We start from the raw sequence: 24,552 nt of genomic DNA on the forward strand, positions 1-24,552 counted from the left end.
GCGCGGATGCTGGTCCTGTGGTGCCCGGACTGGCCCGCGGTCGCTGCCGTCGCCGCGGCGGGGAGCGTGCTTACCCGGCCGGCGGCGGTGTTCCACGCGAACCGGGTCGTGGCCTGCACAGCGGTCGCGCGAGCGCGGAACATCCGGCGCGGCATGCGAAGGCGGGAAGCGGAATCCCAATGCCCCGACCTGGCGGTGTTCGGCGTAGACGAGGCGCGGGACGCGCGGTTGTTCGAGAATGTCGCGGCCGCGGTGGAAGAACTGGTCGTCGGGCTGGAAGTGGTGCGTCCGGGGCTGCTCGCGGTTCCCGTCGCGGGTGCGGCCGGATACTTCGGCGGTGAACCGCAACTCGCGGAGAAACTGGTGGACCAGGTGGCCGCGGCGGCCGGAGTCGAATGCCAGGTCGGCGTGGCGGAAGGGCTCTTCGCGGCGACCCTCGCCGCGCGCCAGGGTGCGTTGGTCGAACCCGGGCGGAGCGCCGAATTTCTCGCCCCGTTGCCGGTGACCGAACTGGACCAGCCGGATGCCGAGCGAGCGGATCTGGTCGGTCTGCTCGTCCGGCTCGGATTGCGCACGCTCGGGGCCTTCGCCGAACTCGGCGAGCGGGACGTCGCGGCTCGGTTCGGGCGCACCGGCGTGCTCGCGCACCGGCTGGCCCGCGGGCTGTCCGACCGGCCGCCGTTGCGCCGCAGTCCGCCGCCGGAGCTGTCCCTTGCCGAGTCGTTCGATCCGGTGCTCGCTCGGGTGGACGTCGCCTCGTTCATGGCCAAAAAACTCGGCGCTCGGTTCCATGCCGCGCTCGCTGATCGCGGGCTCGCATGCACTCGATTGGGTATATACGCGACCACTGAGAACGGCGAGCAGCTCGGTCGCGTCTGGCGTTGTGCGGAACCACTTACGCCGCAAGGGGTTGCGGACCGGGTCCGGTGGCAGTTCGAGGGATGGCTCAAGGCCGCGCCCGGCGAACGGCCCACGGCCGGGGTCGCGCGATTGCGGCTCGAACCGGAAGAGACTGTCGAAGGGAGGTCACTGCAGCTGGGGCTGTGGCGGGGGAGCGATCCCGGCGCCGGTCCAGGCGAGGACGAGGAATTGGCTGCCGAACGGGCCGGCCGGGCATTCGTGCGAGTGCAAGGTCTGCTCGGTCCGGAAGGCGTGGTCACGCCGCTGCTCGACGGCGGACGCGATCCGGCGAGCCGGGTCCGGCTCATTCCGTGGGGCGATCCGCGGGAACCCGTCGGACCGCCGGACGCCACGTGGCCTGCCCGGTTGCCGTCCCCGTCCCCGGCGACGGTGCTGGAACAACCGTTGCCAGTCCAGGTCATCGACGAGCAAGGGAGGCCAGTCGGCCTCACCGCGCGCAAACGGCTGACCGCGCCGCCGCACGGACTGTGCGTCGCGGGCGGGCCGCCCCGGCCGATCACCGGATGGGCCGGCCCGTGGCCGGTCACGTCGGGCCGTCGTTCGACCGGACCGCAGCAAGCCCGGCTGCAACTGCTGCTCGCGGCAGGGGAGAACGAGGCGCCGGAAGCGGTGCTCGTCCTCTGCTCCGGAACGGAAAATCCGATGTGGACAGTGGAGGGCAGCTACGACTGAACCGAGCTGCCAAGAAACCCGAAAACCTAGTGGAGAAAAGGGAAGGAACGCACACATGACGAACCACGACCTGCCGGTGCCCCGCGTCCCGGTCGAACCGCCGGGCCCGTTCGACCCGGTGCCGGTCGCGCTGCTGATCCCGGAACCCCGCCGATCGCCCGAGAACCGGATGGACTGACGATGGGCTGGAACAACCCGCCGGTCCCGTGGAAGGACCTCGCGCGGGCGCTGTCGGGCGGGATGCCGCCCGGCGACCACGGCGACAGTCCCGCGTGGGGACGCAAACGCGAGGCCTACCGCCGCCCCGCCGACATCCCGCCGCCGCGCAGCGACCTGGAAGCCGGGCCGCGAGTGGCGTACGCCGAACTGCACTGCCACTCCAACTTCAGTTTCCTCGACGGAGCCAGCCACCCCGAGGAGCTGGTGGAGGAAGCCGCGCGATTGCGGCTCGACGCGATCGCGCTCACCGATCACGACGGCATGTACGGCGTGGTCCGTTTCGCCGAAGCGGCCAAAGAACTAGGCGTCGCCACGGTATTCGGCACCGAGCTGAGCTTCGGGCTGTCCGCGCCGCAAAACGGCGTCGCCGACCCCGAAGGCGAACACCTCCTGCTGCTGGCCCGCGGCAGCGACGGCTACCGCAGCCTGTGCCGCGCGATCACCGCCGGACAGTTGCGCGGTCACGACGAGAAAGACGCGGAGCGAGCCGAAAAAGGCCGCCCGATCTACGACTTGTCCGCCGTAGCGGAGGAAGTCGTGGGCAAATGCGCGGTGCTTACCGGCTGCCGCAAGGGATCCGTGCGTTCGGCGCTAGTGCGCGAAGGCCCGGACGCCGCGTTCGCCGAACTGCGCCGGTTGGTCGACCTCTTCGGCCGAACCCAGGTCTACGTCGAACTGATCGACCACGGCCAGCCGCTCGACAGCACACACAACGACCTGCTCGCCGAGATGGCCGACGAACTCAAACTGCCCACCGTCGCCACCACCGCCGCGCACTACGCCCGTCCGGAACGCGGCCGTCTCGCGGACGCTCTCGCCGCCATCCGCGCCCGGCGCGGCATCGACGACCTCGAAGGCTGGCTGCCCGGAGACGCCGCCGCGTTCTTGCGCTCCGGCAACGAAATGGCGGAAATCTTCCAGCGATACCCGGGCGCGGTGCAGCGGTCGGCGTTGCTGGGCATGGAATGCGCCTTCCCGCTGAAGCTGCTCGCGCCCAAGCTGCCGCCGTTCGACGTGCCGAAGGGCGAGACCGAGACCACGCACCTGCGCGCCCTGGTGCGCGAGGGCTTCAAGGAGCGTTACCGGGGCAAGCCGAAGGAAGCCCAGGCCGAAAAGCAGATCAAGCACGAGATGGAAGTGATCGAAAGCCTGGGATTCCCGGGGTACTTCCTGATCGTCTGGGACATCGTACGGTTCTGCCGGGAACAGGACATCCTGTGCCAGGGAAGAGGTTCCGCGGCCAACTCGGCGGTGTGCTACGCGCTGGGCATCACCAAAGTGGATCCCATCAAGTACAACCTGCTCTTCGAACGCTTCCTCGCCCCCGACCGCGACGGCTACCCGGACATCGACCTCGACATCGAGTCCGACCGGCGCGAGGAAGCGATCCAGTACGTCTACGGCAAACACGGCAGGCTCAACGCCGCACAGGTCGCGAACGTGATCACCTACCGAGCCCGTTCCGCGATCCGCGACGCCGCCCGGGCACTCGGCTACTCGCCCGGCCAGCAGGACGCGTGGAGCAAGCAAATCGACCGCTGGGGCGCCTTGCGCAGCACGGAGAAAGACCACGACCACGACATCCCGAACGACGTCGTGCAGCTCGCCTTCGCCCTCGAAGACTTCCCCCGGCACCTGGGCATCCACTCCGGCGGCATGGTGATGTGCCGGGAACCGGTGAGCCAGGTGTGCCCGGTCGAATGGGCGCGGATGGAAAATCGCAGCGTTCTGCAGTGGGAGAAGGAGGATTGCGCCGCGGTCGGGCTGGTGAAGTTCGATTTGCTCGGGCTCGGCATGCTTTCCGCGCTGCACTACATGCTCGACCTGGTCAAGGAATACAAGGACGAGGAGATCGACCTCGCCGAACTGGACCTCGCCGACGAGAACATCTACGAAATGCTCTGCCACGCGGACGCGATCGGCGTGTTCCAGGTGGAAAGCCGGGCGCAGCTGGCGACGTTGCCGCGGTTGCGGCCGAAGGAGTTCTACGACCTGGCCGTGGAAGTCGCGTTGATCCGTCCGGGCCCGATCCAGGGCGGTTCGGTGCACCCGTACATCCGCCGCAAGCAGGGGCGCGAGAAGTGGGAGTACGACCATCCGCTGCTGAAGAACGCGCTGAAGAAGACGCTGGGGGTGCCGCTGTTCCAGGAGCAGATGATGCAGATCGCCCTGGACGTCGCGAAATTCACCCCGGCCGAGGCCGACCAGCTTCGGCACGCGATGGGGTCGAAGCGGTCGCAGCGGAAGATGGAGCGGCTGCACAAGCGGTTCCTCGACGGAGCGGTCGCCAACGGGGTGGACGCGGAGCTGGCGGAGAAAATCTTCCAGAAGCTCAAGGCGTTCGCCAACTTCGGCTTCCCGGAAAGCCACGCGCTGAGCTTCGCGCATCTGGTGTTCGCGAGCGCGTACTTCAAGCACTACCACCCGGACGCGTTCTGCGCGGGCCTGCTGCGAGCACAGCCGATGGGGTTCTACTCGCCGCAGTCGCTGGTGGCGGACGCGCGCCGGCACGGCGTCACCACGCTCGGCCCGGACATCAACCGGAGCCTTCCGCACGCGACCCTGGAAGCGTTGCCGGACAACGGAAAGCTCCACGCGGTACGCGGCGGGCTCAGCACCGTCCGGATGATCGGCGAAACGCTGGCCGAGGAGATCGTGGCGGAACGGCAGGCGAACGGCCGGTACGAGAGCATGTCCGACCTCGGCCGGCGCGTCCGGCTCACCACGCCGCAACTGGAAGCACTGGCCACCGCGGGCGCGTTCAGCGCGTTCGGGCCGGATCGGCGGCAGGCGTTGTGGTCCGCGGGCGCGGTCGCGCAGGACCGGCCGGAGAAGCTGCCCGGCACCGGCGTCGGCGTGGACGCGCCGATGCTGCCCGGGATGGACGGGCTCGACCTCGCCGCCGCCGATGTCTGGGCCACCGGGATCTCGCCGGACAGCTACCCGACGGAGTTCATCCGCGACCGGCTCGACGCGCTCGGTGTCGTCACCGCCGACAAACTGCTGGACCGGGAAGACGGGGAGCGAGTGCTCGTCGGGGGCGCGGTCACGCACCGCCAGCGGCCGGCGACCGCCGGCGGGGTCACGTTCCTGAACCTCGAGGACGAGACCGGCATGGTGAACGTGATCTGCACCCTCGGGCTGTGGCAACGGTTCCATCGGATCGCCCGGGGAAGCGCGGCGCTGCTGGTGCACGGAGTGGTCGAGAAAGCGGACGGCGTCGCGAGCGTGCGCGCGCAGAAACTGGAGCAGCTGAGGCTGCGGATCCCCACGAAATCGCGGGACTTCCGATGACCGGCGGGCAGTTCGTGGACACACGCCTTCCGGCGGCTCGCAGCCACCCCGTCGCAAAGCCGGCGCCGGGGCGGATGTCATCCTGTCCGGGTGACGGAGACCGGCGAGGACTACACCGAAGCACGACTTTCCGGCCAGTGGTGGGAAAAACGCCAGTTCGCGGGTTGCGATTTCACCGAGGCGGACCTGCGCGACCTGCGCACCCGCGGCTGCACCTTCGACAACTGCGACTTCACCAAGGTCGACCTCGCCGGTTCGCGGCACGACGCGTCGGCGTTCCGCTCCTGCACCTTCGACCGCTCGGTGCTCGCCGACAGCCGATGGTCGTCGTGCTCGCTGCTTGGTTCGTCCTTTGTGGACTGTCGATACACCGGGATCGCGCTGACCGAATGCGATCTGTCGCTCGCGTCGTTCGCGCGTGGCCGGCTGCGGAAACTGGACCTGTCGGGTCTGCGGATGCGGGAAGTGAACCTCAACGAGGCGGATCTGACGGATTCCGACCTGCGGGGCACGGACCTGGCCGGGGCCCGGATGATCGGCACGAAGTTTCCCGGAGCCGACCTGCGCGGCGCGGTGGTCGACGCGAACGGGCTGGTGCAGGCGGACTTGCGAGGCGCGTACGTGGACGTCGAACTGGCGGTGGCGTTCGCCGCGGCCAATGGCTTGGTCGTCAAGTAGCGCGCTTCCGGACACGGAAAAGGGGCGAAGCCCGCTGGCCCCGCCCCTTTCCCGCGTTCTCGGTGTCCTCAGTCGATCGGCGGTTCGCCCGGGTCGAGTTCGATCAGGTCGCCCTCGGCGAGCAGCTCTTCGATGCTCGCCGGAAGCAGGTACGCCGAACCGCCGCCCGGCTGGTTGAACCACGGGATCGCGACCCCGGCCAGGGTTTCGAGCGGCCGCTGCACCCGGTACACGTGGTACGGCCGGTTCACCCACTCCGGCACCAGCGAACGCTCCTCGAACGGGGTGCCCGCCGCATACGTCAGGTTGCCGTTCGGGCCGCCGAAGCGGTCCAGTTCGCTGCCCGCGGGCAGTTCGCGCAATTCCTTGCCGCGGAACAGGGTCAGCGGCGGTTCCCCGGACAGCGGCGCGATCGGCCATTGCCCGCTGCCGCCGGTTCCGTTGGCGCGCACCGGTTCCTCGCGCCGCACCGGCGGTTCCCGCCGCGGCGGCGGGCCGACCGGAGGCGCGACCTGGGTGGGCGGTGCGCTGACCGGCGAGGCGATCTGCGTCGGCGGGGCACCGACCGGGGGAGCCACCTGGGTCGGTGGGCTCACCGGCGCCGCGACCTGTGTCGGCGGGGGCGGCGGCGGGGTCTGCCGGGCAGGCGGTTCGTCGTCGGCCAGCAGCTGATCGGCAGGAGTGAACGCGGTCTGCTCCTGCGGCGGCACGTTCTCGCGCGGCCGGACGGGGAACGAGCCCGTCGCGACCTCCGGCGACAACGTCGCGACCACCGGCGGCTTCGGCGCGTCCGCGACTGGCTGCTCAGCCGGTGCCGGGGCTTCCGCCGCGACGTATCCGTCGGGGTGCAGCAGCACCTTGCCGAGCATGAACGCCGCGGCGTCCTCCGCGTCGCCGAACACCGCCGGGTTGATCAGCTCGCCGTCGTACCAGCCGACGCGCCAGCCTTCGCCCACCTGCTCGACGCTCCACCCGCGTTCGGTGGGGCCGCCGAGCCGGTACGCGGCCTCGGGCACGTTCAGCTCGTCCAGCTTCGCCTGCAACTCGGCCAGCTCCGGCTGAGCGGGCTGCTCCCGCCGCGCGACCGGAGCCGCTTCGGCCTGCTCCCGTGCCGCGCGCCGCCCGCCGGACGGCGGGGGCACCGGCATCTCCGGCACCGGAAGACCGCCGGGGATCTCGGACCCCGGCATGATCATCGCGGTGGGCGGGCCCGCGTCGTACCCGGCCTCGCGGCGGTTGTCGTCCTCGTAGCCGCTGGAGTGCGTGAACAGTTCGGCACGCTGCTCGTCGTCGTCGCGGGACGGTTCGTTGCCGTGGGTGAAGAGCACCGGCTCCTCGCGCCCGTCGTCGACCGGCTGGTGCACGTCGGTGTCGTCCTCGTCGTCGCCCGGGTGGCCCGGACCGGTGCCGTTGCGGCTGGGGACGAGGTCGTGGTGGACGTCGGTGTGGTCTTCGTCGTCGTAGTGGCCGTCGTCGTAGTGGTCGTACTGCGCGCCGTCGAAGTCCTGCTCGAACGGCGGCTCCGCAGGACGCTCCGGTGCCGCTGTGCCGTGGCGGCCCTCGGCCTCCTTCTCGCGACCCCGACCGTGCGCGGCGGCGAGCCCGGCCGCGGCCAGCCCCCCTGCCGCGGCGACCCCGGCCGCAGCTGCGCCGATGTGACTGCCGTGTTCGTCCGCGGGTTCGGCCTGGCTCGCGGATTCCGCGCTGCGTCGGCCACTGTCGTCGGCGTTCAGCCGCACGTCTTCGCGCCGGCTGTCGTCCGCTTCGGCGTCCGGCTGGGCTCGCCGACGGCCGCCCTCCTGGTCCCGGCTGTCATCCGGTGCCGCGCGACGGCCTGCTTCCGGCTCGGCGTTGTGCCGGTTCCCGGCGGCAGGTTCGTCGGCGGCGTCCGCGCCGATCAGCCCGTCGGCACCGATGAGGCCGTCCGCGCCGACCAGTCCGTCCTCCGCGCTCGGAACAGCGGACTGCTCGAACGCGCCGGGGACCTTGCTTCCGCGCGCGTCGAGGTGGTCGTCGTACCCGTGGGCGTCGTCGTAATCAGCCGCCGCGTTGCGGTTGCGGTCGTCGACGTGGTGCGCGGGTTCGTCGTAGCCCGCCTCGTCGTGGTCGTGCTGACCGGCGGCTTCGTCGTATCCGTGCTGCTCGGTGTAAGCGCCGCGCTCGTGGGAAGCGTCCTGGTACTCGTGCTGGTCGTCGTACGGCTCAGCGTCGTATCCGTGCGCGTCGTGCGGTGCGGATTCGTCGTAGTGGCCGTGGGCTGCCGGGTCGCGGTAGCCGTCGTGGCCGGGCTGCTCGTAACCCTCGTCGTGCTGGTCGTAGTGCTCGGCGTGGTCGCGCTGGTCTTCGCCGCGGGCTTGCCGGTCGTAGTCCTCCGCGTAACCGGCTGCCTGACCGTGCTGGTCGTAGCCGTCGGCTTGATGGCCGGACTCGGCGTAACCGGCTTCGTGGGTTCGGTCGTCATAGCCGGACGCGTCGGGATGCTGGTCGTAGCCAGCTTCGTGCGGGTGGCCGGATTCGGCGTGAGACCCGCTCGCGGCGGCTCCCGCCGCGCCCGCAACTCCCGCTGCTCCAGCCGCCGCCGCGGCGACGCCCAGACCGTGCGACCCACCCGGGCCGTCCGGACCGGACACCCGCGTGCCCTGCGGACCGCCCTGCGCGCCGGGACCGCCCGCGGGGCCCTGTGCACCCTGCGGACCAGGCCTGTCCCGCCGGTCCGAACCGCCGCGGGTGGGCTCGAAGCGGTCGTCCGACCCGCCGTGGTCGGCGAAACCGGGGCCATCCGTCGCGCCGGGGCCGCCGAATTCGTCGGCCGGGTGGAAATTGTCGGGACCGTCCGGGTGGCCAGCCGGACCGGGCCTGCCGGGGTCGCGGCTGTCGAACTCGTCGGCGGGGTGGAAGCTGTCCGGACCATCCGGACGGCCAGCCGGGCTGGGCCTGCCGGAGTCGCGGTTCTCGAACTCGTCGGCCGGGCCGCGTCGGTCGGGGCTGGTAGGCCTGCGGGAACCGGGGGTGCCGAACTCGTCCGCCGAGTCGAATCCCTCGGAGCGGGGGCCGTCTGGTCCACCGGCTGCGCCGGGCCTGCTGGAATCGGGGCCGGCGAAGTTGTCTGCCGGGTGGAAGTTGTCGGGGCTGCCCGGTCCATCGGCCGGGCCGGATCCGCCTGCCGCGCCGAGGGCGGCTGCTCCGAGTCCCGCCGCGCCGAGTCCGGCCGCGGCTGCGGCGACTCCGGCTGCGCCGTGGCCGCCGGAACCGGGGCTGTCCGCGCCGGGGCCAGTGGAAGCAGGTCCGTGGGCATCGAATCCGTCACCGGGGGCACCGACGCCGTTCGGTCCACCGGGGCCGCCAGCGGCAGGTCCGCCCGGTGCGCCAGCGCCACCAGGTCCGTTAGGTCCGCCGGGGCCGCTCGGAGCCGCGGCGCCGCCAGGACCACCAACCGCGCCCACGCCGCCAGGGCCACCGGCACCGGGGCCGCCGGAACTCGGGCCACCAGCGCCGGGGCTACCGGCACCAGGCCCACCGGGACCGCCAGCCGCACCCGGTCCGCCAGCCGTGCCTGGACCGCCAGGGCCACCGGCACCGGGGCCGCCGGAACCAGAGCCGCCAGCGCCAGGACCACCAGCGCCGGGACCACCAGCGCCGGGACCGCCAGCGCCGGGACCGCCAGCGCCGGGACCGCCAGCGCCGGGACCACCAGCGCCAGGACCACCAGCCCCGGGAGCGGGCCGCTGCTGCGGAGTCTGGCTCCCGCGAGTCAGATAGGCCGCCGCGCCCTGCAGGGTCAGGTCGTCCACCTGGGGAAGCTGGAACCCGTTGGCCCGGATGTGCTCGATCAGATCCGCTTCCGGCGAGACGCCGTAGGTACGGAGGTAGAAGTTCACCGCGGCGGGCCAGATCCAGTGGCCGTCGCTGTGGAAGGCGACCGGGACCGTCGCTTCGGGGGTCTGGGCGAGGCGGTCGATGTCGTAGCCGCGGTCCTGGACCACGACCGGGGCGTGATCAAGGTAGTCCAGCAGCCGGTCCTGCTCGTCGACGTCCAGGTCCGGGCGGTTGATGACCGGGCGGCCCGCCGGGCCGATGGTGTCGAAGATCCGCGCGATGCGGAAGTGCGGGCCGGGCTGTTCCGGGCCGAGGCCGGACATCCGGCGGATCAGCCACTCGGGCACGTTCTCCTCGGTGCGCGGGAACATGCGCAGCTCGTCGGAGTACGCCTGGGGCGGCGGGGCGAGGTGCCACGCCGGCTCGTCGCGGTTGTACTCGAGGTTGTAGCTGGAGGGGTGGTCCAGCTGGTAGCGCGCGTTGAACCAGGTGCCGCGGCCGTCGCGGTACATGCCCGCGCGGAGTCTCCCGAACAGCGTCGCGATGTCGTGCGTCGCGATCCATTCCTGAGCGGAGCCGTCCTCGAGCACGATCTCGCCGGTCAGCTCGTGGTACCTGCCGACGGCTCGGTACTCCGCGGAGACTTTGCGCCAGTCGCGCGGGGCGGCGCGCAGCAGGGCCAGTCCGATCTGCTTGACCAGAGTGTCCTGCTCCGTCGCGTTCAGCTGCGTCGTCGGTTGTGCCACAGAGAACATTTTGACTGTTCGCGCGCACGAACGCACCCCGCATAGGGCTTTTGCCACCCTCGGGCCGGTCGACGTGCCCGCTGACCTCGGTCGACGCGATATGGCACGGGTCACACGCCCGGGTGGGTGATGCGGTGGAGCCTCTCCAGCTTAAGACCCGGGACGGCTGATTCGACGGAAGACGCGCGGGCCGATCGGGTGGTGTCGCGGACACACAGAGTGCAGAACCCACTCCTGACCGGCAAGCTCCGGCGGCTCTGCGACAATGGCCGCCGTGACGGCGAAGATTCTCGACGGCAAGGCCACGAAGAACGCCATTTTCGCAGAGCTGCGCCCGCGCGTGGCCGCGCTCGCGGAGAAGGGGATCACCCCTGGGCTGGGCACGGTGCTGGTCGGCGACGACCCCGGTTCCCACTCCTACGTGAAGATGAAGCACGCGGACAGCGCGAAGATCGGCGTCAACTCGATCCGCCGCGACCTGCCCGCGGACATCTCGCAGGAGAAGCTCGAGGCCGTCATCGACGAGCTGAACGCCGACCCGGCCTGCCACGGCTACCTCGTCCAGCTGCCGTTGCCGAAGCACCTCGACGCGAACCGCGTCCTGGAGCGCATCGACCCGGAGAAGGACGCCGACGGCCTCGCGCCGATCAGCCTCGGCCGGCTCGTGCTCGGCGAACCGGGCGCGCTGCCGTGCACCCCCTACGGAATCATCGAGCTGCTCAAGCGGCACGGCGTCGAGCTGAACGGCGCGCAGGTCACCGTGGTCGGCCGCGGCATCACCGTCGGCCGCACGCTCGGCCTGCTGCTCACCCGGCGCAGCGAAAACTCGACCGTCACGCTGTGCCACACCGGCACCCGCGACCTTGCCGCCGAGGTGCGCCGCGCGGACATCGTGATCGCCGCGGCGGGCGTGCCCGGGATCATCAAGCCGGACATGGTCAAGCCCGGCGCGGCGGTGCTGGACGTCGGCGTTTCGCACGTCGAGGGCAAGCTCACCGGCGACGTCGACCCGGCGGTCGCCGAGGTGGCCGGCTGGCTGTCGCCGAACCCCGGCGGCGTGGGCCCGATGACCCGGGCGATGCTGGTCACCAACGTCGTCGAGGCTGCGGAACGCGCGGCCGCGCGCTGATGGCGATGACCGGGCAACGGCACCGCGGCGATCGTCCCTGGCTGGTGCACGCGCCGTTCGCGGTGATCCTGCTGTTGCTGGCGGTGGCCGTGGTGCGGGCGGTGCAGTACCACTGGCGCGAGGGCGCGGCGCTGGTCGGCGTGGCCCTGTTCGTGGCCGGTGCGCTGCGCGCGGTGCTGCCGGAGGAGCGCGCCGGGCTGCTCGCGATTCGCGGCAAGATCGTCGACATCGTCACCTACGGCGCGTTGTGCGCCGCGGTGCTCTTCATCTCGCTGACGATCGTCGGCGGCCCGTTCGACGCGCCCTCCTGAGCGAGCACCGTCAGGACGCGAGCGCGAGTTCCTTCTGGACTCGCGCCTCGCGCCGGTCCAGCAGTCCGGACACCGCGGCGATTGACACCCCGAGGACGGCCAGCAGCGCGCCGACCCAGTTCGGGGCCAGCAGGCCGAGCCCGCCCGCGATGACCAGTCCGCCGAGGTACGCGCCGATCGAGTTGGCGATGTTGAACGCGGACTGCACCGCGGCCGAGACCAGCGACGGCGTGCCGCCGGCCTTCTCCATGATCCGCGCCTGCATCATCGGGCCGATCATGAAGCCCGCGACGCCGACGAAGAAGATCGTGACCGCCGCGCCGACCTTGCCCTGCGCCGTCACGGTGAAGATCGCGAGCACGGTCGCCAGCGAAAGCAGCGCGACGTACAGGCTCGGCATCAGCTTCTTGTCCGCGAGCCGTCCGCCGAGGTAGTTGCCGATCGTCATGCCGACCCCGGCCAGCGAAAGCAGCACCGTGACGTTGGCGGGCGAGTATCCGGCGACGTCGGTCAGCATCGGCGCGATGTAGGACATGCAGGCGAAGACGCCACCGAGGCCGAACATCACGATCGCGAGCGCCAGCCACACCTGCGGGCGCCGGAATGCGCCGAGTTCGCCGCGGATCGACGGGTCGGCCGGGCGGCCCTGGTGCGGCACCAGTTTCGCGATGGCGGCGATGGCGAGCAGGCCGATCACCGCGACGACGCCGAACGTCGCACGCCAGCCGACCTGCTGGCCGAGCAGCGTGCCGAGCGGGACGCCGATGACGTTCGCCAGCGTCAGGCCCATGAACATCATCGACACGGCCTTCGCGCGCTGGCCCGGCTGCGCGAGGCTGGACGCGACCACCGCGCCCGCGCCGAAGAACGCACCGTGCGGCAGGCCGGCGAGGAACCGGAACGCGATGCCGAAGTCCTGGTTCGGCGAGAGCGCGAACAGCCCGTTGCCGACCGTGAACAGGCCCATCATCGCCAGCAGCATGGTTTTGCGCGGCAGCCGGACGGCCAGCGCGGTGAGCAGCGGCGCGCCGATCACCACACCGAGCGCGTAGGCGGAGATGAAGTAGCCCGCGGACGGGATGTCGATGTGGAAGTCCGCGGCGGTCAGAGGCAGCACACCCATCATCACGAACTCGGTGGTACCGATGCCGAAGGCGCCGACGGCGAGCGCGAGCAACGCGACGGGCACGGCTCTCCCTTCCTGAAGAAATCGTTTTCTCAGCGCCTGGGGCACAGGCATCTGAAGCGCTTTAGAACGAGGGCAAAAAACTAGACAGCCCCGACGTCGTCGTGCTGTCTCGCTCTAGTTGAACCGATGGAGGGCGGCCTTGTCATCCCGGTATTCGGGTGAGGCCCGCCACGCGAAGCGGCGGTTCAGCGCGGCGCGGCCAGCACGCCGTCGAGCAGGCCCGGGAAGAGCACGTCGAGATCGTTGCGGCGCAACGAGTTGTACCGGGTGGTGCCTTCCTGGCGGCCGGCGATCACCCCGGCCTGGCGCAGGGTCGCGAGGTGATGGGTGAGTGTGGACTTGGTCACCGGCACCTCGAATGCGCTGCAGGAGATCTCCGTTTCGGAGTTCGCCAGCTGTCGGACCATCGCCAGCCTGACCGGGTCGGCGAGTGCGCGCAGCACTGCTTCGACCGTGATCTCGTCGCGGTGCGGGTAGACGAGCGGCGGCAAGGACGCGTGAGCGGACATGCGTCCATAGTACGACGCCGGTCGAAATTGTCGGGGGGTCCGTGTACGGTCGGCATCGAACTACGACGTTCGTCGAACTATCCGTTCAGGCTGTGTTGGGGGAACATTCATGTCCAGCGTCTCGTCCTCGGCGGCGGCCCGGAACTCGGTGCTCGCGTTCGGGGCCTTCGGCGTCGGCACCAGCGGCTACATCGTGGCCGGGCTGTTGCCGGCGCTCACCTCCGAGCTGCACGTCTCCGCGACCGCGGCGGCGCAGCTCGTCACGTCCTTCGCCATCGCGTACGCGGTGGGCTCGCCGTTGTTCGCCGCCGCCACCGGCCGGTGGGAACGGCGCACGCTGCTGGTCGCCGCGCTCGCGGTGGCCGCGGTCGGGAACATCTTCGCGGCTGTCGCTCCGGGGTACACCACGCTGCTGATCGCGCGGGTCGTCACGGCGATCGGGGCTGCCGTCTACACCCCGGCCGCCACGGCCGTCGCGGCTGAGCTGACCACGCCGGAACGGCGCGGGCGAGCCGTTTCGCTGGTGTTCGGGGGACTCACCATCGCGTTGATCTTCGGCGTTCCGCTGGGCAGCGTGATCTCCCAGCAGTTCGGCTACGAGGGCGCATTCCTGTTCGTCGGCCTGCTGTCGCTGCTCGGGGCGCTCGGGGTGCGGGTCGCATTGCCGAAGGTCGCGCCGCCGCCGGTGGTCGGGCTCGCCGAGCGGTTCGCGGTCGCGCGGGACAAGCGGGTCGTCGCGCTGCTGGTCACCACCACGCTCGCGTGCCTCGCCGCTTTCATGGTCTACACGCTGGTGTCGCCGGTCCTGTCCGCGACGGCAGGTGTTTCCGGCGGGACGATCACTGTGCTGCTGTTCTGCTACGGCATCGGCGGCGCGGTCGGCAACTTCGCCGGCGGCCGCGCGGCCGACCGGTGGGGCGCGCGGAAACCGCTGCTGGTCGTGCTCATCGGGTTCACCGCCGTGATGGTGCTGCTGCCGTTCACCGCGACGACCGTCGTCGGGGCCGGGATCACGTTGTTCGTGTGGGGCTTGGCGAACTGGTCGTTCAGCCCGCCGCTGCAGCACCGGCTCATCGAGCTGTCGCCGGGGCACGCCGGTCTCGCGCTGTCGCTCAACGCGTCGGCGATCTACCTGGGCGTCGGGCTGTCCGGCGTGGTCGGCGGTGCGGTCCTGACCTCGGCCGGGCCGACGGTGCTGCCGGAGGTCGCCGCGGCCCTCGCCGCCGCGTCGATGCTCGTGGTCGTGTTCTTCTGGGGCGCGCGGAAGCGGGTGGAGACCCGCGAGGAGGTCGCGGTCTGAGAAGCTGCCGGGCGTGGCGGAGGTACTGGAGACCGTGCCCGGGCGCGGCGGCGAACTGGTGCTGCGGCGCGACGGCGCCGCGTTCGAGGTGATCGAGAACGGGGTGTTCCTGATGGACACCCGCAACGGCGAGTCGGAACGGCTGCTCGTGACCGGAGCGGCCGACCGGCTCGCCCCCGGCGCGCGAGTGCTGATCGGCGGCCTCGGCGTCGGTTTCTCGCTGCGTGCCGCACTGGATCACCCGGCGGTCGGCTCCGTGGTCGTGGTGGAACGCGAACCGGCGGTGATCGCTTGGAACCGCACCGGACCGCTGCGCGAAGTCCACGGTGCGGCGCTGGACGATCCGCGCGTGACGGTGGTCGAAGCGGATCTGCTGGAGTGGCTGCGGACGACTGGCGAGACTTTCGACGCGCTGTGCCTGGACATCGACAACGGTCCAGAGTGGACAGTCACCGAGGGGAACGCCTCGCTGTACGCGGCTTCTGGCCTGGAGCGGCTGTCTCAGCTGCTGCGTCCGGGCGGGGTGCTGGCGGTGTGGAGTGCGGGCGCGGCACCGGGGTTCACGGCTCGGTTGCGCGAGCGGTTCGCCGAGGTGGATGCGGTGGAGATTCCGGTGCCGCGCGGGGAACCGGACGTGGTTTGGTTCGCGCGCTGAATCAGTTCGCCTTGGCGGCGGCCTTCGCGGCCTTCTTGAACGCGCGCACCTCGCCGAGTGTCTTGGCGTCCGTCACGTCCGCGATGGACCGACGCGAGCCCCGGTCGCCGTACGCGCCAGCGGCTTCTCGCCAGCCCTTCGGAGCGACGCCGCGCTGTTTGCCCAGCAGCGCAAGGAAGATCTTCGCCTTCTGCTCGCCGAAACCGGGCAGTGCCTTGAGCCGCTTCAGCACCTCTTCGCCGTCCGGCTTGGGGCGGCCGTCGAGCCAGATGCCCTCGGTGCGGCCGTCGTAGTTCTCGATGATGTGCAGCGCGAGCGCGTGCACCCGGCGCGCCATCGAGCCGCCGTAGCGGTGGATCGCGGGCGGGACCACGCACATCTCGACGAACTTGTCGACGTCCGTCGCGGCGATCTTGCGCAGGTCGAAGCCGTCCATCCGGTCGGCGATCTTCCGCGGGCCCGCGAAGGCGTGCTCCATCGGGTACTGCTGGTCCAGGAGCATTCCAGTGAGCAGGGCGAACGGGTCGTCGTTGAGCAGCTTGTCGGCCGCCGGGTCGCCGGTCAGGTGCAGTTCGCGCAGCATGGGGGTCATCTTCGCACAAACCGCCCGGTCAGCCGCGTGCGAAGCGGGCCGGGGTGGTGCCGAGGTAGCGGCGGAAGTGCCGGGTCAGGTGGGCCTGGTCGGCGAACCCGGCGGCCGCGGCGACGGTGGCGGGCGGGGTGCCGTCGAGCAGGAGGCGGCGGGCGTGGTCGACGCGACGGCCGGTGACGTATCGGTGCGGCGGCAGTCCGAAACGGCGGCCGAACGCGCGGACCAGGTGGACCGGGTGCGCGCCGAGTACTTCCGAGGCATCGGCCAGCGTCAGGGAATCCGGCAGGCGTTCGTCCAGGAGGTCGCGCAGGTCGTCGGCCAGGTTGCGGTCGGGTGGTGTGATGGTCGGACGGCCGAGGTGGAGGCGGAGCCGCTGGGCGACCAGGGCGAGGCGGCTTTCGGCTTCCAGCGGTTCGGCGAGCGATTGGTGCAGCTGGTGGATTCGGGTGCGCAGCAACGGATCCGGCAGGCTCGGCTGATCGACGGCGGCCCCGATCAGGTCGGCGCCGAGGACGTCGGCGTCTAGGTACAGCACGCGTTTGCGGAAGCCGTGGCTGGTCGCGGCGCGCCCGTCGTGCGCGACGTTCGGCGGCAGCAGCGTGACGGCCGTGCCGAGCGCGCCGTGGTGGTGCCGGTCGAGGTCGTAGCTGATCGCACCGTCGTCGACGATCAGCAGCGTCCAGGTGTCGTGCGTGTGCGCGGGGTAGGCGTGGTCGGTGAACCGGGCGTGGAACGCCTCGGCGATCCCAGGCACCGGAGGGCGCCAGGCCGACACCGTCATGTTCAAAACGTACAAGACCCACTCGCGACGCCGAGCCGATGCTGTCCCGCATGAACCGATTCGACACGAAGATCGCCGTGCTGCTGCGGGACGACCTGGCCTCGTGGCAACGGCTGAACGTCACGGCGTTCCTGGTGAGCGGCGTGGCCCACACGACGCCGGAACTGATCGGCGAGCCCTACCTCGACGCCGACGACACCGAGTACCTGCCGATGTTCCGCCAGCCGGTACTCGTGTTCGCGGGCACCGCGGAGACGCTCGCGCTGGCGCACAGCCGCGCTCTCTCGCGGGGTCTGCGGTTCTCGATCTTCACCGACGACCTGTTCCAGACCGGCAATGACGTCGACAATCGCGCGGCGGTGCGCGCGGTGCCGACGGAGAAACTGGCCTTGGCGGGGATGGCGGTGCACGGGCCGAAGAACGCGATGGACAAGATCCTCAAGGGGGCTCGGCTGCACGGCTGAACGGAGTATTTTCCCCGCTCCGCAAGGAACCCTGCCAAGATCGCAAGCAATCCAGGGGAGGGGAAATCATGCGAAGAATCTTGGCGGTCGTCGCTGCGGCCGGCATGGCGTTCGGGACGGCCTCGACCGCGCACGCGGACCCGACAGTCGGGTTCGGCTACACCTCGGACGAAGGCGCGTACCCATTCCAGGGCCGCGCTTCGTGGACTGCCGACGAGGTCACGGCCTGGGAGTACGGCGACGCGGTGAAGGTGAACGCCGAGACACCCGACGGCTGGGACTGGGCCCGGCTCGAACTCAGCGCTCCTGCCGGACAGCAGTTGCACGCGGGGACTTACTCGAACGCCGCCGTCCGAGCGCCGAATTCGCCCCAGCTCGCCACGCCCAGCTTCATCGCGTTCCGCGGGACCCGCGCAGAGCCCGGGAGCGCCTGCGCGGCCCCGGGAGCGACCGCCGACTTCACCGTCTCCCGCCTGGTCCGCGCGGCCGACGGAGCGGTGACCGACCTCGACGTCACCTTCGTCCTGCACTGCACCTCCGCCGCGGCCACCCGCGGCGAGGCGCACTACCACCGGGTGGCTTAAGCCTCCGCGAAAACCGCGAACACCTGCCGTACCCGGTCGCCCTGATCGAGGGTCACGTGCTGGGCCGTCGCTGAGCTGAAGCCCGCGTCAGTGGCCAGCGCGGCGGCTTCTTCCAGGGTGCCCGGGACGCGCAGGTCTCGCGGGATCACGTCGGCGAATTTGCCGGTCGGCTTGAAGCGTTCCGACGACACGATGCTGAACGCCAGCTGCCCGCCCGGGCGGAGCACTCGCCGCCAGTCGGCCAAGGCGGCTGGGCCCAGGAAGTGCAGTGCGGACGCGCAGACGACCGCGTCCGCCTCGCCGTCGCCGATCGGCAGCGGGACCGCGGAGCCGACCTGCCACGTGATCCGGCCGTCCGGGTCGCGGTCGGCGGCTTTCGCGCGGGCGATCTCGATCATCGCGGGGGAGAGGTCGATCGCGAACACCGCGGCCGGTTCCAGGCGCAGTGCCGCGAAGGAGGCCGCGCCGGTGCCCGCGGCGACGTCGACCAGCAGGCCGGGTTTCGGGGCCAGGCCGCCGATCAGCTGCTCGGCCACATACGGGTGGAAGGTGTCCTCGTCGTATCCCGCCGCGTCGGCGTCGAAAAGAGTGCTCACCCAGCCACCGTAGTGCGGGTGACCAGTGATTATCCGGGCAAGCGGCGACGGCCGGCGAAACCGAGGTCGGCCCGGTGGTACCAGGACAGTTCGCGGTCGCCTTCGAGCCAGCACAACAGCACGTCGTCGCCGTCGAGCGAGGACGGGAAGTCCACCAGCAGCGGGGCGAACCCCTTCAGCTCGGCCCCGGTCGCCTGGATCGCGGTCATCAGGTCGTCCAGCCTGGCCTGCGCGGCCTTCCATTCCGGCAGGCCGCCGAGGCTGGTGTCCCGTCCGCCCGGGCGCAGCGACGCGGCGAGTTCGGCGGCGTCGGCGCGGACCCGGATCAGCTCGGCGAGCACGGGAAGCAACCGGGCGAGTTCGGCTCGGGCCTCGGCTACGGTGAACAATCCCATCTGCAAATACTCTCACCGGGCCCGCGCCGGTCCGCCGCTACCTGCGCCGACGCGCGAGCGTCGTCGCCAATCCCGTGCCGACCAGCAGGAATCCGGTGCCGAGCAGCGCGCCGGAAACCAGCCAGCCGCCGAATCCGGCCGCCACCTCGTCGCCCGGCAGCAGGCGCAGCAGGTCGTAACCGGTCCGCGGCGACACGAGCGTGACCACCCCGGGCAGCACGCCCCAGACCAGCCCTCCGACGACCGGCCCGGCCGACGACCACGCGCCGAGCGCGGCCACCCCGACCAGGAGCAGCGCGCCGATCACCAGCAGCGTCGTGCCGAGGCTGTCGCCGTGTTCGGCAAAGGTCGCCGCGACCTTCGACTGCTGGCGGAAGCCGCCGAAAGCCAGCACTCCGATCGCGATCGGCGTGAGCACGAGGCCGGACAGCCCGCCCAGCACGCGCGCGACGGCGCGGCTGTCCGGCTGAACGGGCATGGCCGGTTGGGCGGAATAGGGCGCGGGGTACGACATGACAGTGACCTCCCAGGCTGTGGTTCCGCGATGGGATGAGCGCCGGACTCGTCCGGTTCCCCTCACACCGGGGCGGGCCGGATCGTGCCCGGTCGGAAGGCGCGGTCAAGGGTGGTAGAGACTTGATTCCGACCACTTCTGGAACCATCCAGCTCTGTTAAGCAGTACGCTTGTACCGCTATCGGAGAGCGAAGAAGAGAACGCGAAGATCCGCGGAAGGAGCACCGCTGCTCATGGCCAAGATCAAGGTCCAGGGCACCGTTGTCGAACTCGACGGCGACGAGATGACCCGCATCATCTGGCAGTTCATCAAGGACAAGCTGATCCACCCGTACCTGGACGTCAACCTGGACTACTACGACCTGGGCATCGAGGAGCGGGACCGCACCGACGACCAGATCACGATCGACGCCGCCAACGCCATCAAGCAGCACGGCGTCGGCGTCAAGTGCGCCACGATCACGCCCGACGAGGCGCGCGTGGAGGAGTTCGGCCTCAAGAAGATGTGGGTGTCCCCGAACGGCACCATCCGCAACATCCTCGGCGGCGTGATCTTCCGCGAGCCGATCGTCATGCGGAACGTGCCCCGGCTGGTACCCGGCTGGACCAAGCCGATCATCATCGGCCGGCACGCGCACGGCGACCAGTACAAGGCCACCAACTTCAAGGTTCCCGGCCCGGGCACCCTGACCATGACCTACACCCCCGAAGACGGCTCCGAGCCGATGGAGTTCCAGGTCGCGAACTTCCCCGAGGGCGGCGGCGTCGCGATGGGGATGTTCAACTTCCGCAAGTCGATCGAGGACTTCGCGCGCGCGTCGCTGCAGTACGGCCTCGACCGCGAGTACCCGGTCTACCTGTCGACCAAGAACACCATCCTCAAGGCCTACGACGGCATGTTCAAGGACGTGTTCCAGGAGATCTTCGAGACCGAGTTCAAGGCCGACTTCGACGCCAAGGGCATCACCTACGAGCACCGGCTGATCGACGACATGGTCGCCGCGTCGCTCAAGTGGGAGGGCGGCTACGTCTGGGCGTGCAAGAACTACGACGGCGACGTCCAGTCCGACACCGTCGCGCAGGGCTTCGGTTCGCTCGGCCTGATGACCTCGGTGCTGCGCACGCCGGACGGCAAGACCGTCGAGGCCGAGGCCGCGCACGGCACGGTCACCCGGCACTACCGCCAGCACCAGCAGGGCAAGCCGACCTCCACGAACCCGATCGCCTCGATCTACGCGTGGACCCGCGGCCTCGAGCACCGCGGCAAGCTGGACGGCAACTCCGAGCTGATCGGCTTCGCGAACAAGCTGGAGCAGGTCGTGGTCGACACCGTCGAGGGCGGCAAGATGACCAAGGACCTCGCGCTGCTGGTCGGCAAGGACCAGGAATGGCAGACGACCGAGGAGTTCCTCGCGACGCTGGACGAGAACCTGGCCAAGAAGATCGCGCAGGGCTGATCTTTTCTTAGCTGATCGAGAAGGGCACCTCGGAGGAGTCTTCCGAGGTGCCCTTCTCTTGTTTGTCACTCTTCGTGTTGTGCCGGTGACCGGATTGGCACCTCCGGGTGGAATGGCGGCGAGAACCTGTCCGGGCGCGCGCGGAATCCCTACTCTGGACGAGGGGTTTTTCGCGACTGAGGAGCGGCCGTGATTCTGGGTTTGCCCAAGAAGACACTGATGATTATCGGAGTCGTCGCCGCGGTCGTGGTCATCTACGCGTTCGGCCAGAAAGGCCAGGCCGACGCGCAGGGGTCCCCGACCGGCTGCAAGGTCTCGGTGACCGCCGACGTGCTCAACGCGCGGGAAACCGCCGCGGGAAACGGGAAAGTCGTCGGGAAGTACTTGCGCGGCGCGGAATTCGACGCGCAACCCGTGGTGCAGAACGGGTTCCGGAAGATTGCCGACGGGAAGTGGGTCGCGGACAGCTTCGTGACGCCGGTTGCCGGGTCGAAGTGCTGAGCCTGGTTCGTGCTGGTGCTTGGCTGAGGTGCTGAGCGGGCGGTGCGGTCGAGCGGAGTCTGTTGCCGCGCTTGGGTTCGCGTGGGTGCTGGGTTTGCTGTGACGTCTGGTTCGCTTGGGCTCGTGCTGGGCCTGGTTCGTGGTGGTGCTTGGTTGAGGTGCTGAGCGGGCGGTGCGGTTGCGCGGAGTCTGTTGCCGCGCTTGGGTTCGCGTGGGTGCTGGGTTTGCTGTGACGTCTGGTTCGCTTGGGCTCGTGCTGAGCCTGGTTCGCTGGTGTTTGGCTGAGGTGCTGAGCGGCCGGTGCGGTCGTGCGGAGTCTGTTGCCGCGTTCGGGTTCGCTGGCTTGCCGAGTTTGCTGCGACGTGTGGTTTGCCTGGCTCGTGCTGTGCCGGGGGCGGACGGCTTCGGTGATTGTTCGCGGTTGTCCCGAGTGGTGGGACGGAGTTCAGTTGTCCAACCGGGAATGCCGCCGGTTGGTTGAGTCGATGCGTCCGTCCGGCTGTGAATGGCCGCACGTCACGCTGCTCGGGCACCTCCGCGAGCGCTACGCAGGTGTCGGTCGTCAAGCGGACGTTTTTCGGCTCGGTGCGTTCGCGATTGCCGGATGCCCTTGCGACAGTTGCGCCGGTTCGGTTTGCTCTTTTGTGCCGGATAGTGCCGGGGTGAATGCGTTCAGTGTGAACGTTGATCGCGTTTGCTGTGCGGAACTCGCGATTATGCGTGATTCAGCATGAGTCCTTCTTCCGCGGCCAGCACTTCCCCGGCGAACTCGGCGCGGGCTTCGGCCACCGAAACCGCTCGGTCGGAACCCGGCCAGAAATGTGTGAGCACCAGCGTCCGGACGTTCGCCGCGGCGGCGAGTCGACCTGCTTCCGCGGCGGTCATCAGGTAGCGCGGACCGTCCGGTGGCGCACCTTGCCAGGTCGCTTCGCAGAGAAGGACGTCGGCGTCGCGGGCCAGGTCCGTCAGGTGCGGAGCGGGTTCGGTGTCGCCGGTGTAGGCGAGGGTGTAACCGGATGTGGTGAGCCGGACTCCGTAATTCGGCACGTGGTGCGGCAGGAGCGCGGTGGTGAGGCGGAACGGGCCGAGGTCGGTCTCCGGGTCGAGGTCGTGGAGGTCGAAAATTTCCTCAGGGGCCGGACTGGGCTCCATCGCCGCGAGGCGGTCCACGGTGCCGGGAGTGCAGTACATCGGGAGCTTGCGGTCGGTCGTGTAGTGGCGGGCGCGGCCGAGTGCGCTGACGTCCGCGAGGTGGTCGGGGTGCTCGTGGGTCACGACGACCGCGTCGAGGCGGTCGGCGGGGACGTGCCGGAAGAGCTGCGGCGCGGCACCGTAGCCGAGGTCGAGTACGACGTGGAAATCCTGGTGGGACAGCAGGAATCCGGCGCAGGCGCGGCCGGCCTCCGGCCAGGCGCCGCAGCTGCCGAGAACAGTCAAGCGAGGCATGGCGGTCATTCTGGACCGCGCCGGACCTGCGGTGCGCGGAAAATTGTCGGACCCGGCGGGTAGCGTGCGCGGGGTGCTAATCGTCTCCACTGTCAACGTCAATGGCCTCCGGGCCGCCGTCAAGAAGGGCTTCGTCGAGTGGCTGGCCGCCACTGAGGCGGATGTCGTCGCGTGTCAGGAAGTGCGGGCCGAGGCCGCGCAGCTGCCCGCGTCCGTCGTCGCGCCGGAGGGGTGGTTCGCCGCGCACGCGCCTTCGGTCGTGAAGGGGCGCAACGGCGTCTCGCTGTACAGCCGCGTCGAGCCGGACGAGGTGCGCACCGGGTTCGGCGAGCCCGAGTTCGAGGACAGCGGGCGGTACCTGGAAATGCACCTGCCCGGTGTGGTGGTGGCGAGCCTGTACCTGCCGAGCGGCGACGTCGGCACCGAGCGGCAGGACGAGAAGGAGCGCTTCATGGACGCGTTCCTGCCGTACCTGGTCGAGCTGCGCGCGAAGTCGGCCGCGGAGGGTCGCGAGGTCGTCGTGGTGGGCGACTGGAACATCGCCTACGACACCGTCGACCTCAAGAACTGGCGCGGCAACCAGAAGAACTCCGGCTTCCTGCCCGAGGAACGCGAGTGGATGGGCCGCGTCTACGAGGCGGGCTACACCGACGTCCAGCGTCGGCTCGACCCGGAAGGTCCGGGCCCGTACACGTGGTGGTCGTACCGGGGCAAGGCGTTCGACAACGACTCGGGCTGGCGCATCGACTGCCAGCTGGCGACGCCCGGCCTGGCGGAGAAGGTGAAGTCGGTGGTGGTCGAACGGGCCGAGTCCTACGACCAGCGCTGGTCGGACCACGCGCCGGTCACCGCGACGTACGACGTGCCGTTCCCGGGCTGAGCCGGGTTGTCCCGCTGGTGACTGGCAGATGAAAATCTGCTGAGGGTAGTTCGGGTTTGTTCCGCAGGGGGATTCTGTCCGGTTCGGCGTGGGCCGAGGACACTGTGCGTGGTTCCGCGAGCGGCGCACGGCGCTGACCACCGACGACACCGAGACGGCAGGGGTGGCCTCGGTTACTCCCCGAGTGGGCGCTAGCCTCGGCAGCCGAGTTGATCAGATCCGACAGGACTTGACACGCTCGGTAGTTTTCTGACCAGTAGCACGTCGAGAACTCATCCGTACGGGTGAGACGCTCACGCAGAACAGTCACCTCGCGGGAGGCACTCCGGTGCGCAACGCAGGCCGGTTCGTGACACGGTCCACGCTGGCTCTTGGCCGTCCAGCGCTTCGCTCGTCCGTCACCCCATCGGGGACGTCCGGGACGAGGGCGGCCGAGCCGGCTCCGGTTCGCGACGCGGCGCGGAATGGAAGCCGTTCCCTGGCGCTGGCGGGCGGGCGGATCCTGGCAGTGCTGGCGACGGTCCTGCTCACGGCGGTCGGGACGGGTGCGACGGCGTTCGCGGACGACAGCGTCGTCCGGGCGGAAACGACGTCCACCGGGTTCGGAATGCTCGGACCGGTCGGGCTGGTCGCGGTGGGCTTCGGCGTCATCGGGATGGCGCTGGGCGTCGTCCGGCAGCGGCGCAAGGCCCGCGCGAAGACGCTCGACGCGGTGGCGGCCGCCGGGGTTCTCGAAGAGGAGCCGACCCGGCCGCTCGAACCGGCCCCGGCCGCGCTGAACCTGCGACAGTCCTAGTCATCCGGCACCGGGAATCGTCCGCAACGCCTGGCCCCGGTGTCCGAAAGGCCGTTTCCACCCCTCGGATGCCTCCGGCAACGGTTCTCCGGGAACTTGCGCGGCTC

The 24,552-nt window shown here is 70.2% G+C and carries 23 protein-coding genes; 14 read left to right on the forward strand and 9 right to left on the reverse strand.

Going from position 1 to position 24,552, the window contains the following annotated elements:
• Positions 1-6: 6 nt before the first annotated feature.
• The 4 genes from SSMG_RS02570 (at position 7) to SSMG_RS02580 (ending at position 5,784) form a co-directional block, all read left to right on the forward strand.
• Complete coding sequence (locus SSMG_RS02570; protein ID WP_037712322.1) at positions 7-1,593, forward strand: DNA polymerase; 1,587 nt, start codon at positions 7-9, stop codon at positions 1,591-1,593.
• A 55-nt stretch (positions 1,594-1,648) separates the two neighbouring features.
• Complete coding sequence (locus tag SSMG_RS46600) at positions 1,649-1,771, forward strand: hypothetical protein (protein ID WP_255409801.1); 123 nt, start codon at positions 1,649-1,651, stop codon at positions 1,769-1,771.
• Positions 1,772-1,773: 2 nt separating this feature from the next.
• Positions 1,774-5,106 carry an error-prone DNA polymerase gene (locus tag SSMG_RS02575; protein ID WP_037712323.1) on the forward strand — a complete coding sequence of 1,111 codons (3,333 nt, stop codon included), beginning with the start codon at positions 1,774-1,776 and terminating at the stop codon, positions 5,104-5,106.
• A 90-nt stretch (positions 5,107-5,196) separates the two neighbouring features.
• Positions 5,197-5,784 carry a pentapeptide repeat-containing protein gene (locus tag SSMG_RS02580; protein ID WP_009072493.1) on the forward strand — a complete coding sequence of 196 codons (588 nt, stop codon included), beginning with the start codon at positions 5,197-5,199 and terminating at the stop codon, positions 5,782-5,784.
• 68 nt (positions 5,785-5,852) lie between these two features.
• On the opposite strand, the gene SSMG_RS45915 is transcribed toward SSMG_RS02580, so the two are convergent.
• On the reverse strand, positions 5,853-10,346 hold the full coding sequence (locus SSMG_RS45915) for a TNT domain-containing protein (protein WP_199785766.1): 4,494 nt from the start codon (positions 10,344-10,346) through the stop codon (positions 5,853-5,855).
• Positions 10,347-10,620: 274 nt separating this feature from the next.
• Between SSMG_RS45915 and SSMG_RS02600 the strand changes: the two genes are divergently transcribed.
• Together SSMG_RS02600 and SSMG_RS02605 are read left to right on the forward strand one after the other, a co-directional pair.
• Positions 10,621-11,475, forward strand: coding sequence for a bifunctional methylenetetrahydrofolate dehydrogenase/methenyltetrahydrofolate cyclohydrolase (locus SSMG_RS02600; RefSeq protein ID WP_037716482.1), 855 nt, complete (start codon positions 10,621-10,623; stop codon positions 11,473-11,475).
• A 5-nt stretch (positions 11,476-11,480) separates the two neighbouring features.
• Entirely contained in the window at positions 11,481-11,786 is a 306-nt protein-coding gene (locus SSMG_RS02605; protein WP_199785767.1) for a DUF3017 domain-containing protein, read from the forward strand.
• 10 nt (positions 11,787-11,796) lie between these two features.
• Here the strand turns inward: SSMG_RS02605 and SSMG_RS02610 are convergent, their stop codons facing one another.
• Both SSMG_RS02610 and SSMG_RS02615 read right to left on the reverse strand, forming a co-directional pair.
• Positions 11,797-12,975, reverse strand: coding sequence for an MFS transporter (locus tag SSMG_RS02610; protein ID WP_037712326.1), 1,179 nt, complete (start codon positions 12,973-12,975; stop codon positions 11,797-11,799).
• 185 nt (positions 12,976-13,160) lie between these two features.
• Positions 13,161-13,484, reverse strand: a complete 324-nt coding sequence (locus tag SSMG_RS02615; protein WP_009072501.1) for a helix-turn-helix transcriptional regulator — start codon at positions 13,482-13,484, stop codon at positions 13,161-13,163.
• A gap of 109 nt (positions 13,485-13,593) precedes the next feature.
• On the opposite strand from SSMG_RS02615, the gene SSMG_RS02620 reads away from it, so the two are divergent.
• Together SSMG_RS02620 and SSMG_RS02625 are read left to right on the forward strand one after the other, a co-directional pair.
• Complete coding sequence (locus SSMG_RS02620; protein WP_009072504.1) at positions 13,594-14,784, forward strand: MFS transporter; 1,191 nt, start codon at positions 13,594-13,596, stop codon at positions 14,782-14,784.
• Positions 14,785-14,797: 13 nt separating this feature from the next.
• Positions 14,798-15,439: a spermidine synthase gene (locus tag SSMG_RS02625; RefSeq protein WP_037712327.1), complete on the forward strand. Its 642-nt coding sequence runs from the start codon at positions 14,798-14,800 to the stop codon at positions 15,437-15,439.
• A gap of 1 nt (position 15,440) precedes the next feature.
• On the opposite strand, the gene SSMG_RS02630 is transcribed toward SSMG_RS02625, so the two are convergent.
• Both SSMG_RS02630 and SSMG_RS02635 read right to left on the reverse strand, forming a co-directional pair.
• Positions 15,441-16,022, reverse strand: a complete 582-nt coding sequence (locus SSMG_RS02630; RefSeq protein ID WP_009072508.1) for an HhH-GPD-type base excision DNA repair protein — start codon at positions 16,020-16,022, stop codon at positions 15,441-15,443.
• 28 nt (positions 16,023-16,050) lie between these two features.
• On the reverse strand, positions 16,051-16,812 hold the full coding sequence (locus tag SSMG_RS02635) for an AraC family transcriptional regulator (RefSeq protein ID WP_009072511.1): 762 nt from the start codon (positions 16,810-16,812) through the stop codon (positions 16,051-16,053).
• A gap of 50 nt (positions 16,813-16,862) precedes the next feature.
• On the opposite strand from SSMG_RS02635, the gene SSMG_RS02640 reads away from it, so the two are divergent.
• Positions 16,863-17,276: a DUF2000 domain-containing protein gene (locus SSMG_RS02640; RefSeq protein WP_037716484.1), complete on the forward strand. Its 414-nt coding sequence runs from the start codon at positions 16,863-16,865 to the stop codon at positions 17,274-17,276.
• 68 nt (positions 17,277-17,344) lie between these two features.
• Entirely contained in the window at positions 17,345-17,860 is a 516-nt protein-coding gene (locus tag SSMG_RS02645; RefSeq protein ID WP_009072515.1) for a hypothetical protein, read from the forward strand.
• Here SSMG_RS02645 and SSMG_RS02650 read toward each other — a convergent pair.
• From SSMG_RS02650 to SSMG_RS02660, 3 genes are read right to left on the reverse strand one after another with little or no spacing between them, the layout of a single operon-like run.
• A complete protein-coding gene (locus tag SSMG_RS02650) occupies positions 17,857-18,456 on the reverse strand; it encodes a class I SAM-dependent methyltransferase (protein ID WP_009072517.1) in 600 nt (199 codons plus the stop codon). The genes SSMG_RS02645 and SSMG_RS02650 overlap by 4 nt on opposite strands.
• A 29-nt stretch (positions 18,457-18,485) precedes the next feature.
• On the reverse strand, positions 18,486-18,851 hold the full coding sequence (locus tag SSMG_RS02655) for a DUF2203 domain-containing protein (protein ID WP_037712331.1): 366 nt from the start codon (positions 18,849-18,851) through the stop codon (positions 18,486-18,488).
• 37 nt (positions 18,852-18,888) lie between these two features.
• Positions 18,889-19,365, reverse strand: coding sequence for a hypothetical protein (locus SSMG_RS02660; protein ID WP_199785768.1), 477 nt, complete (start codon positions 19,363-19,365; stop codon positions 18,889-18,891).
• A gap of 233 nt (positions 19,366-19,598) precedes the next feature.
• On the opposite strand from SSMG_RS02660, the gene SSMG_RS02665 reads away from it, so the two are divergent.
• Both SSMG_RS02665 and SSMG_RS02670 read left to right on the forward strand, forming a co-directional pair.
• On the forward strand, positions 19,599-20,822 hold the full coding sequence (locus SSMG_RS02665; protein WP_009072524.1) for an NADP-dependent isocitrate dehydrogenase: 1,224 nt from the start codon (positions 19,599-19,601) through the stop codon (positions 20,820-20,822).
• Positions 20,823-21,041: 219 nt separating this feature from the next.
• Positions 21,042-21,323 (forward strand): SH3 domain-containing protein, encoded by a 282-nt coding sequence (locus SSMG_RS02670; RefSeq protein ID WP_199785769.1) that lies wholly within the window; start codon positions 21,042-21,044, stop codon positions 21,321-21,323.
• Between the two features lie 714 nt (positions 21,324-22,037).
• On the opposite strand, the gene SSMG_RS02675 is transcribed toward SSMG_RS02670, so the two are convergent.
• A complete protein-coding gene (locus SSMG_RS02675; RefSeq protein ID WP_037712332.1) occupies positions 22,038-22,769 on the reverse strand; it encodes an MBL fold metallo-hydrolase in 732 nt (243 codons plus the stop codon).
• Between the two features lie 73 nt (positions 22,770-22,842).
• Here SSMG_RS02675 and SSMG_RS02680 point away from each other — a divergent pair, with 73 nt between their 5' ends.
• Together SSMG_RS02680 and SSMG_RS45920 are read left to right on the forward strand one after the other, a co-directional pair.
• Entirely contained in the window at positions 22,843-23,649 is an 807-nt protein-coding gene (locus tag SSMG_RS02680; RefSeq protein WP_199785770.1) for an exodeoxyribonuclease III, read from the forward strand.
• Positions 23,650-24,157: 508 nt separating this feature from the next.
• Complete coding sequence (locus tag SSMG_RS45920; protein WP_199785771.1) at positions 24,158-24,445, forward strand: hypothetical protein; 288 nt, start codon at positions 24,158-24,160, stop codon at positions 24,443-24,445.
• The last annotated feature ends 107 nt before the right edge of the window (positions 24,446-24,552 follow it).

This window comes from Streptomyces sp. AA4 (assembly GCF_000158875.1).
In the GTDB taxonomy this organism is placed as follows: Bacteria; Actinomycetota; Actinomycetes; order Mycobacteriales; family Pseudonocardiaceae; genus Amycolatopsis.

Coding starts and splice junctions, on each gene's coding strand:
- SSMG_RS02620 (WP_009072504.1), top strand. CDS start 13,594: ATGTCCAGCGTCTCGTCCTCGGCGGCGGCCCGGAACTCGGTGCTCGCG.
- SSMG_RS02570 (WP_037712322.1), top strand. CDS start 7: ATGCTGGTCCTGTGGTGCCCGGACTGGCCCGCGGTCGCTGCCGTCGCC.
- SSMG_RS02645 (WP_009072515.1), top strand. CDS start 17,345: ATGCGAAGAATCTTGGCGGTCGTCGCTGCGGCCGGCATGGCGTTCGGG.
- SSMG_RS46600 (WP_255409801.1), top strand. CDS start 1,649: ATGACGAACCACGACCTGCCGGTGCCCCGCGTCCCGGTCGAACCGCCG.
- SSMG_RS02670 (WP_199785769.1), top strand. CDS start 21,042: ATGATTATCGGAGTCGTCGCCGCGGTCGTGGTCATCTACGCGTTCGGC.
- SSMG_RS02635 (WP_009072511.1), bottom strand. CDS start 16,812: ATGACGGTGTCGGCCTGGCGCCCTCCGGTGCCTGGGATCGCCGAGGCG.
- SSMG_RS02640 (WP_037716484.1), top strand. CDS start 16,863: ATGAACCGATTCGACACGAAGATCGCCGTGCTGCTGCGGGACGACCTG.
- SSMG_RS02665 (WP_009072524.1), top strand. CDS start 19,599: ATGGCCAAGATCAAGGTCCAGGGCACCGTTGTCGAACTCGACGGCGAC.
- SSMG_RS02660 (WP_199785768.1), bottom strand. CDS start 19,365: ATGTCGTACCCCGCGCCCTATTCCGCCCAACCGGCCATGCCCGTTCAG.
- SSMG_RS02655 (WP_037712331.1), bottom strand. CDS start 18,851: ATGGGATTGTTCACCGTAGCCGAGGCCCGAGCCGAACTCGCCCGGTTG.
- SSMG_RS02575 (WP_037712323.1), top strand. CDS start 1,774: ATGGGCTGGAACAACCCGCCGGTCCCGTGGAAGGACCTCGCGCGGGCG.
- SSMG_RS02605 (WP_199785767.1), top strand. CDS start 11,481: ATGACCGGGCAACGGCACCGCGGCGATCGTCCCTGGCTGGTGCACGCG.
- SSMG_RS02615 (WP_009072501.1), bottom strand. CDS start 13,484: ATGTCCGCTCACGCGTCCTTGCCGCCGCTCGTCTACCCGCACCGCGAC.
- SSMG_RS02675 (WP_037712332.1), bottom strand. CDS start 22,769: ATGCCTCGCTTGACTGTTCTCGGCAGCTGCGGCGCCTGGCCGGAGGCC.
- SSMG_RS02630 (WP_009072508.1), bottom strand. CDS start 16,022: ATGCTGCGCGAACTGCACCTGACCGGCGACCCGGCGGCCGACAAGCTG.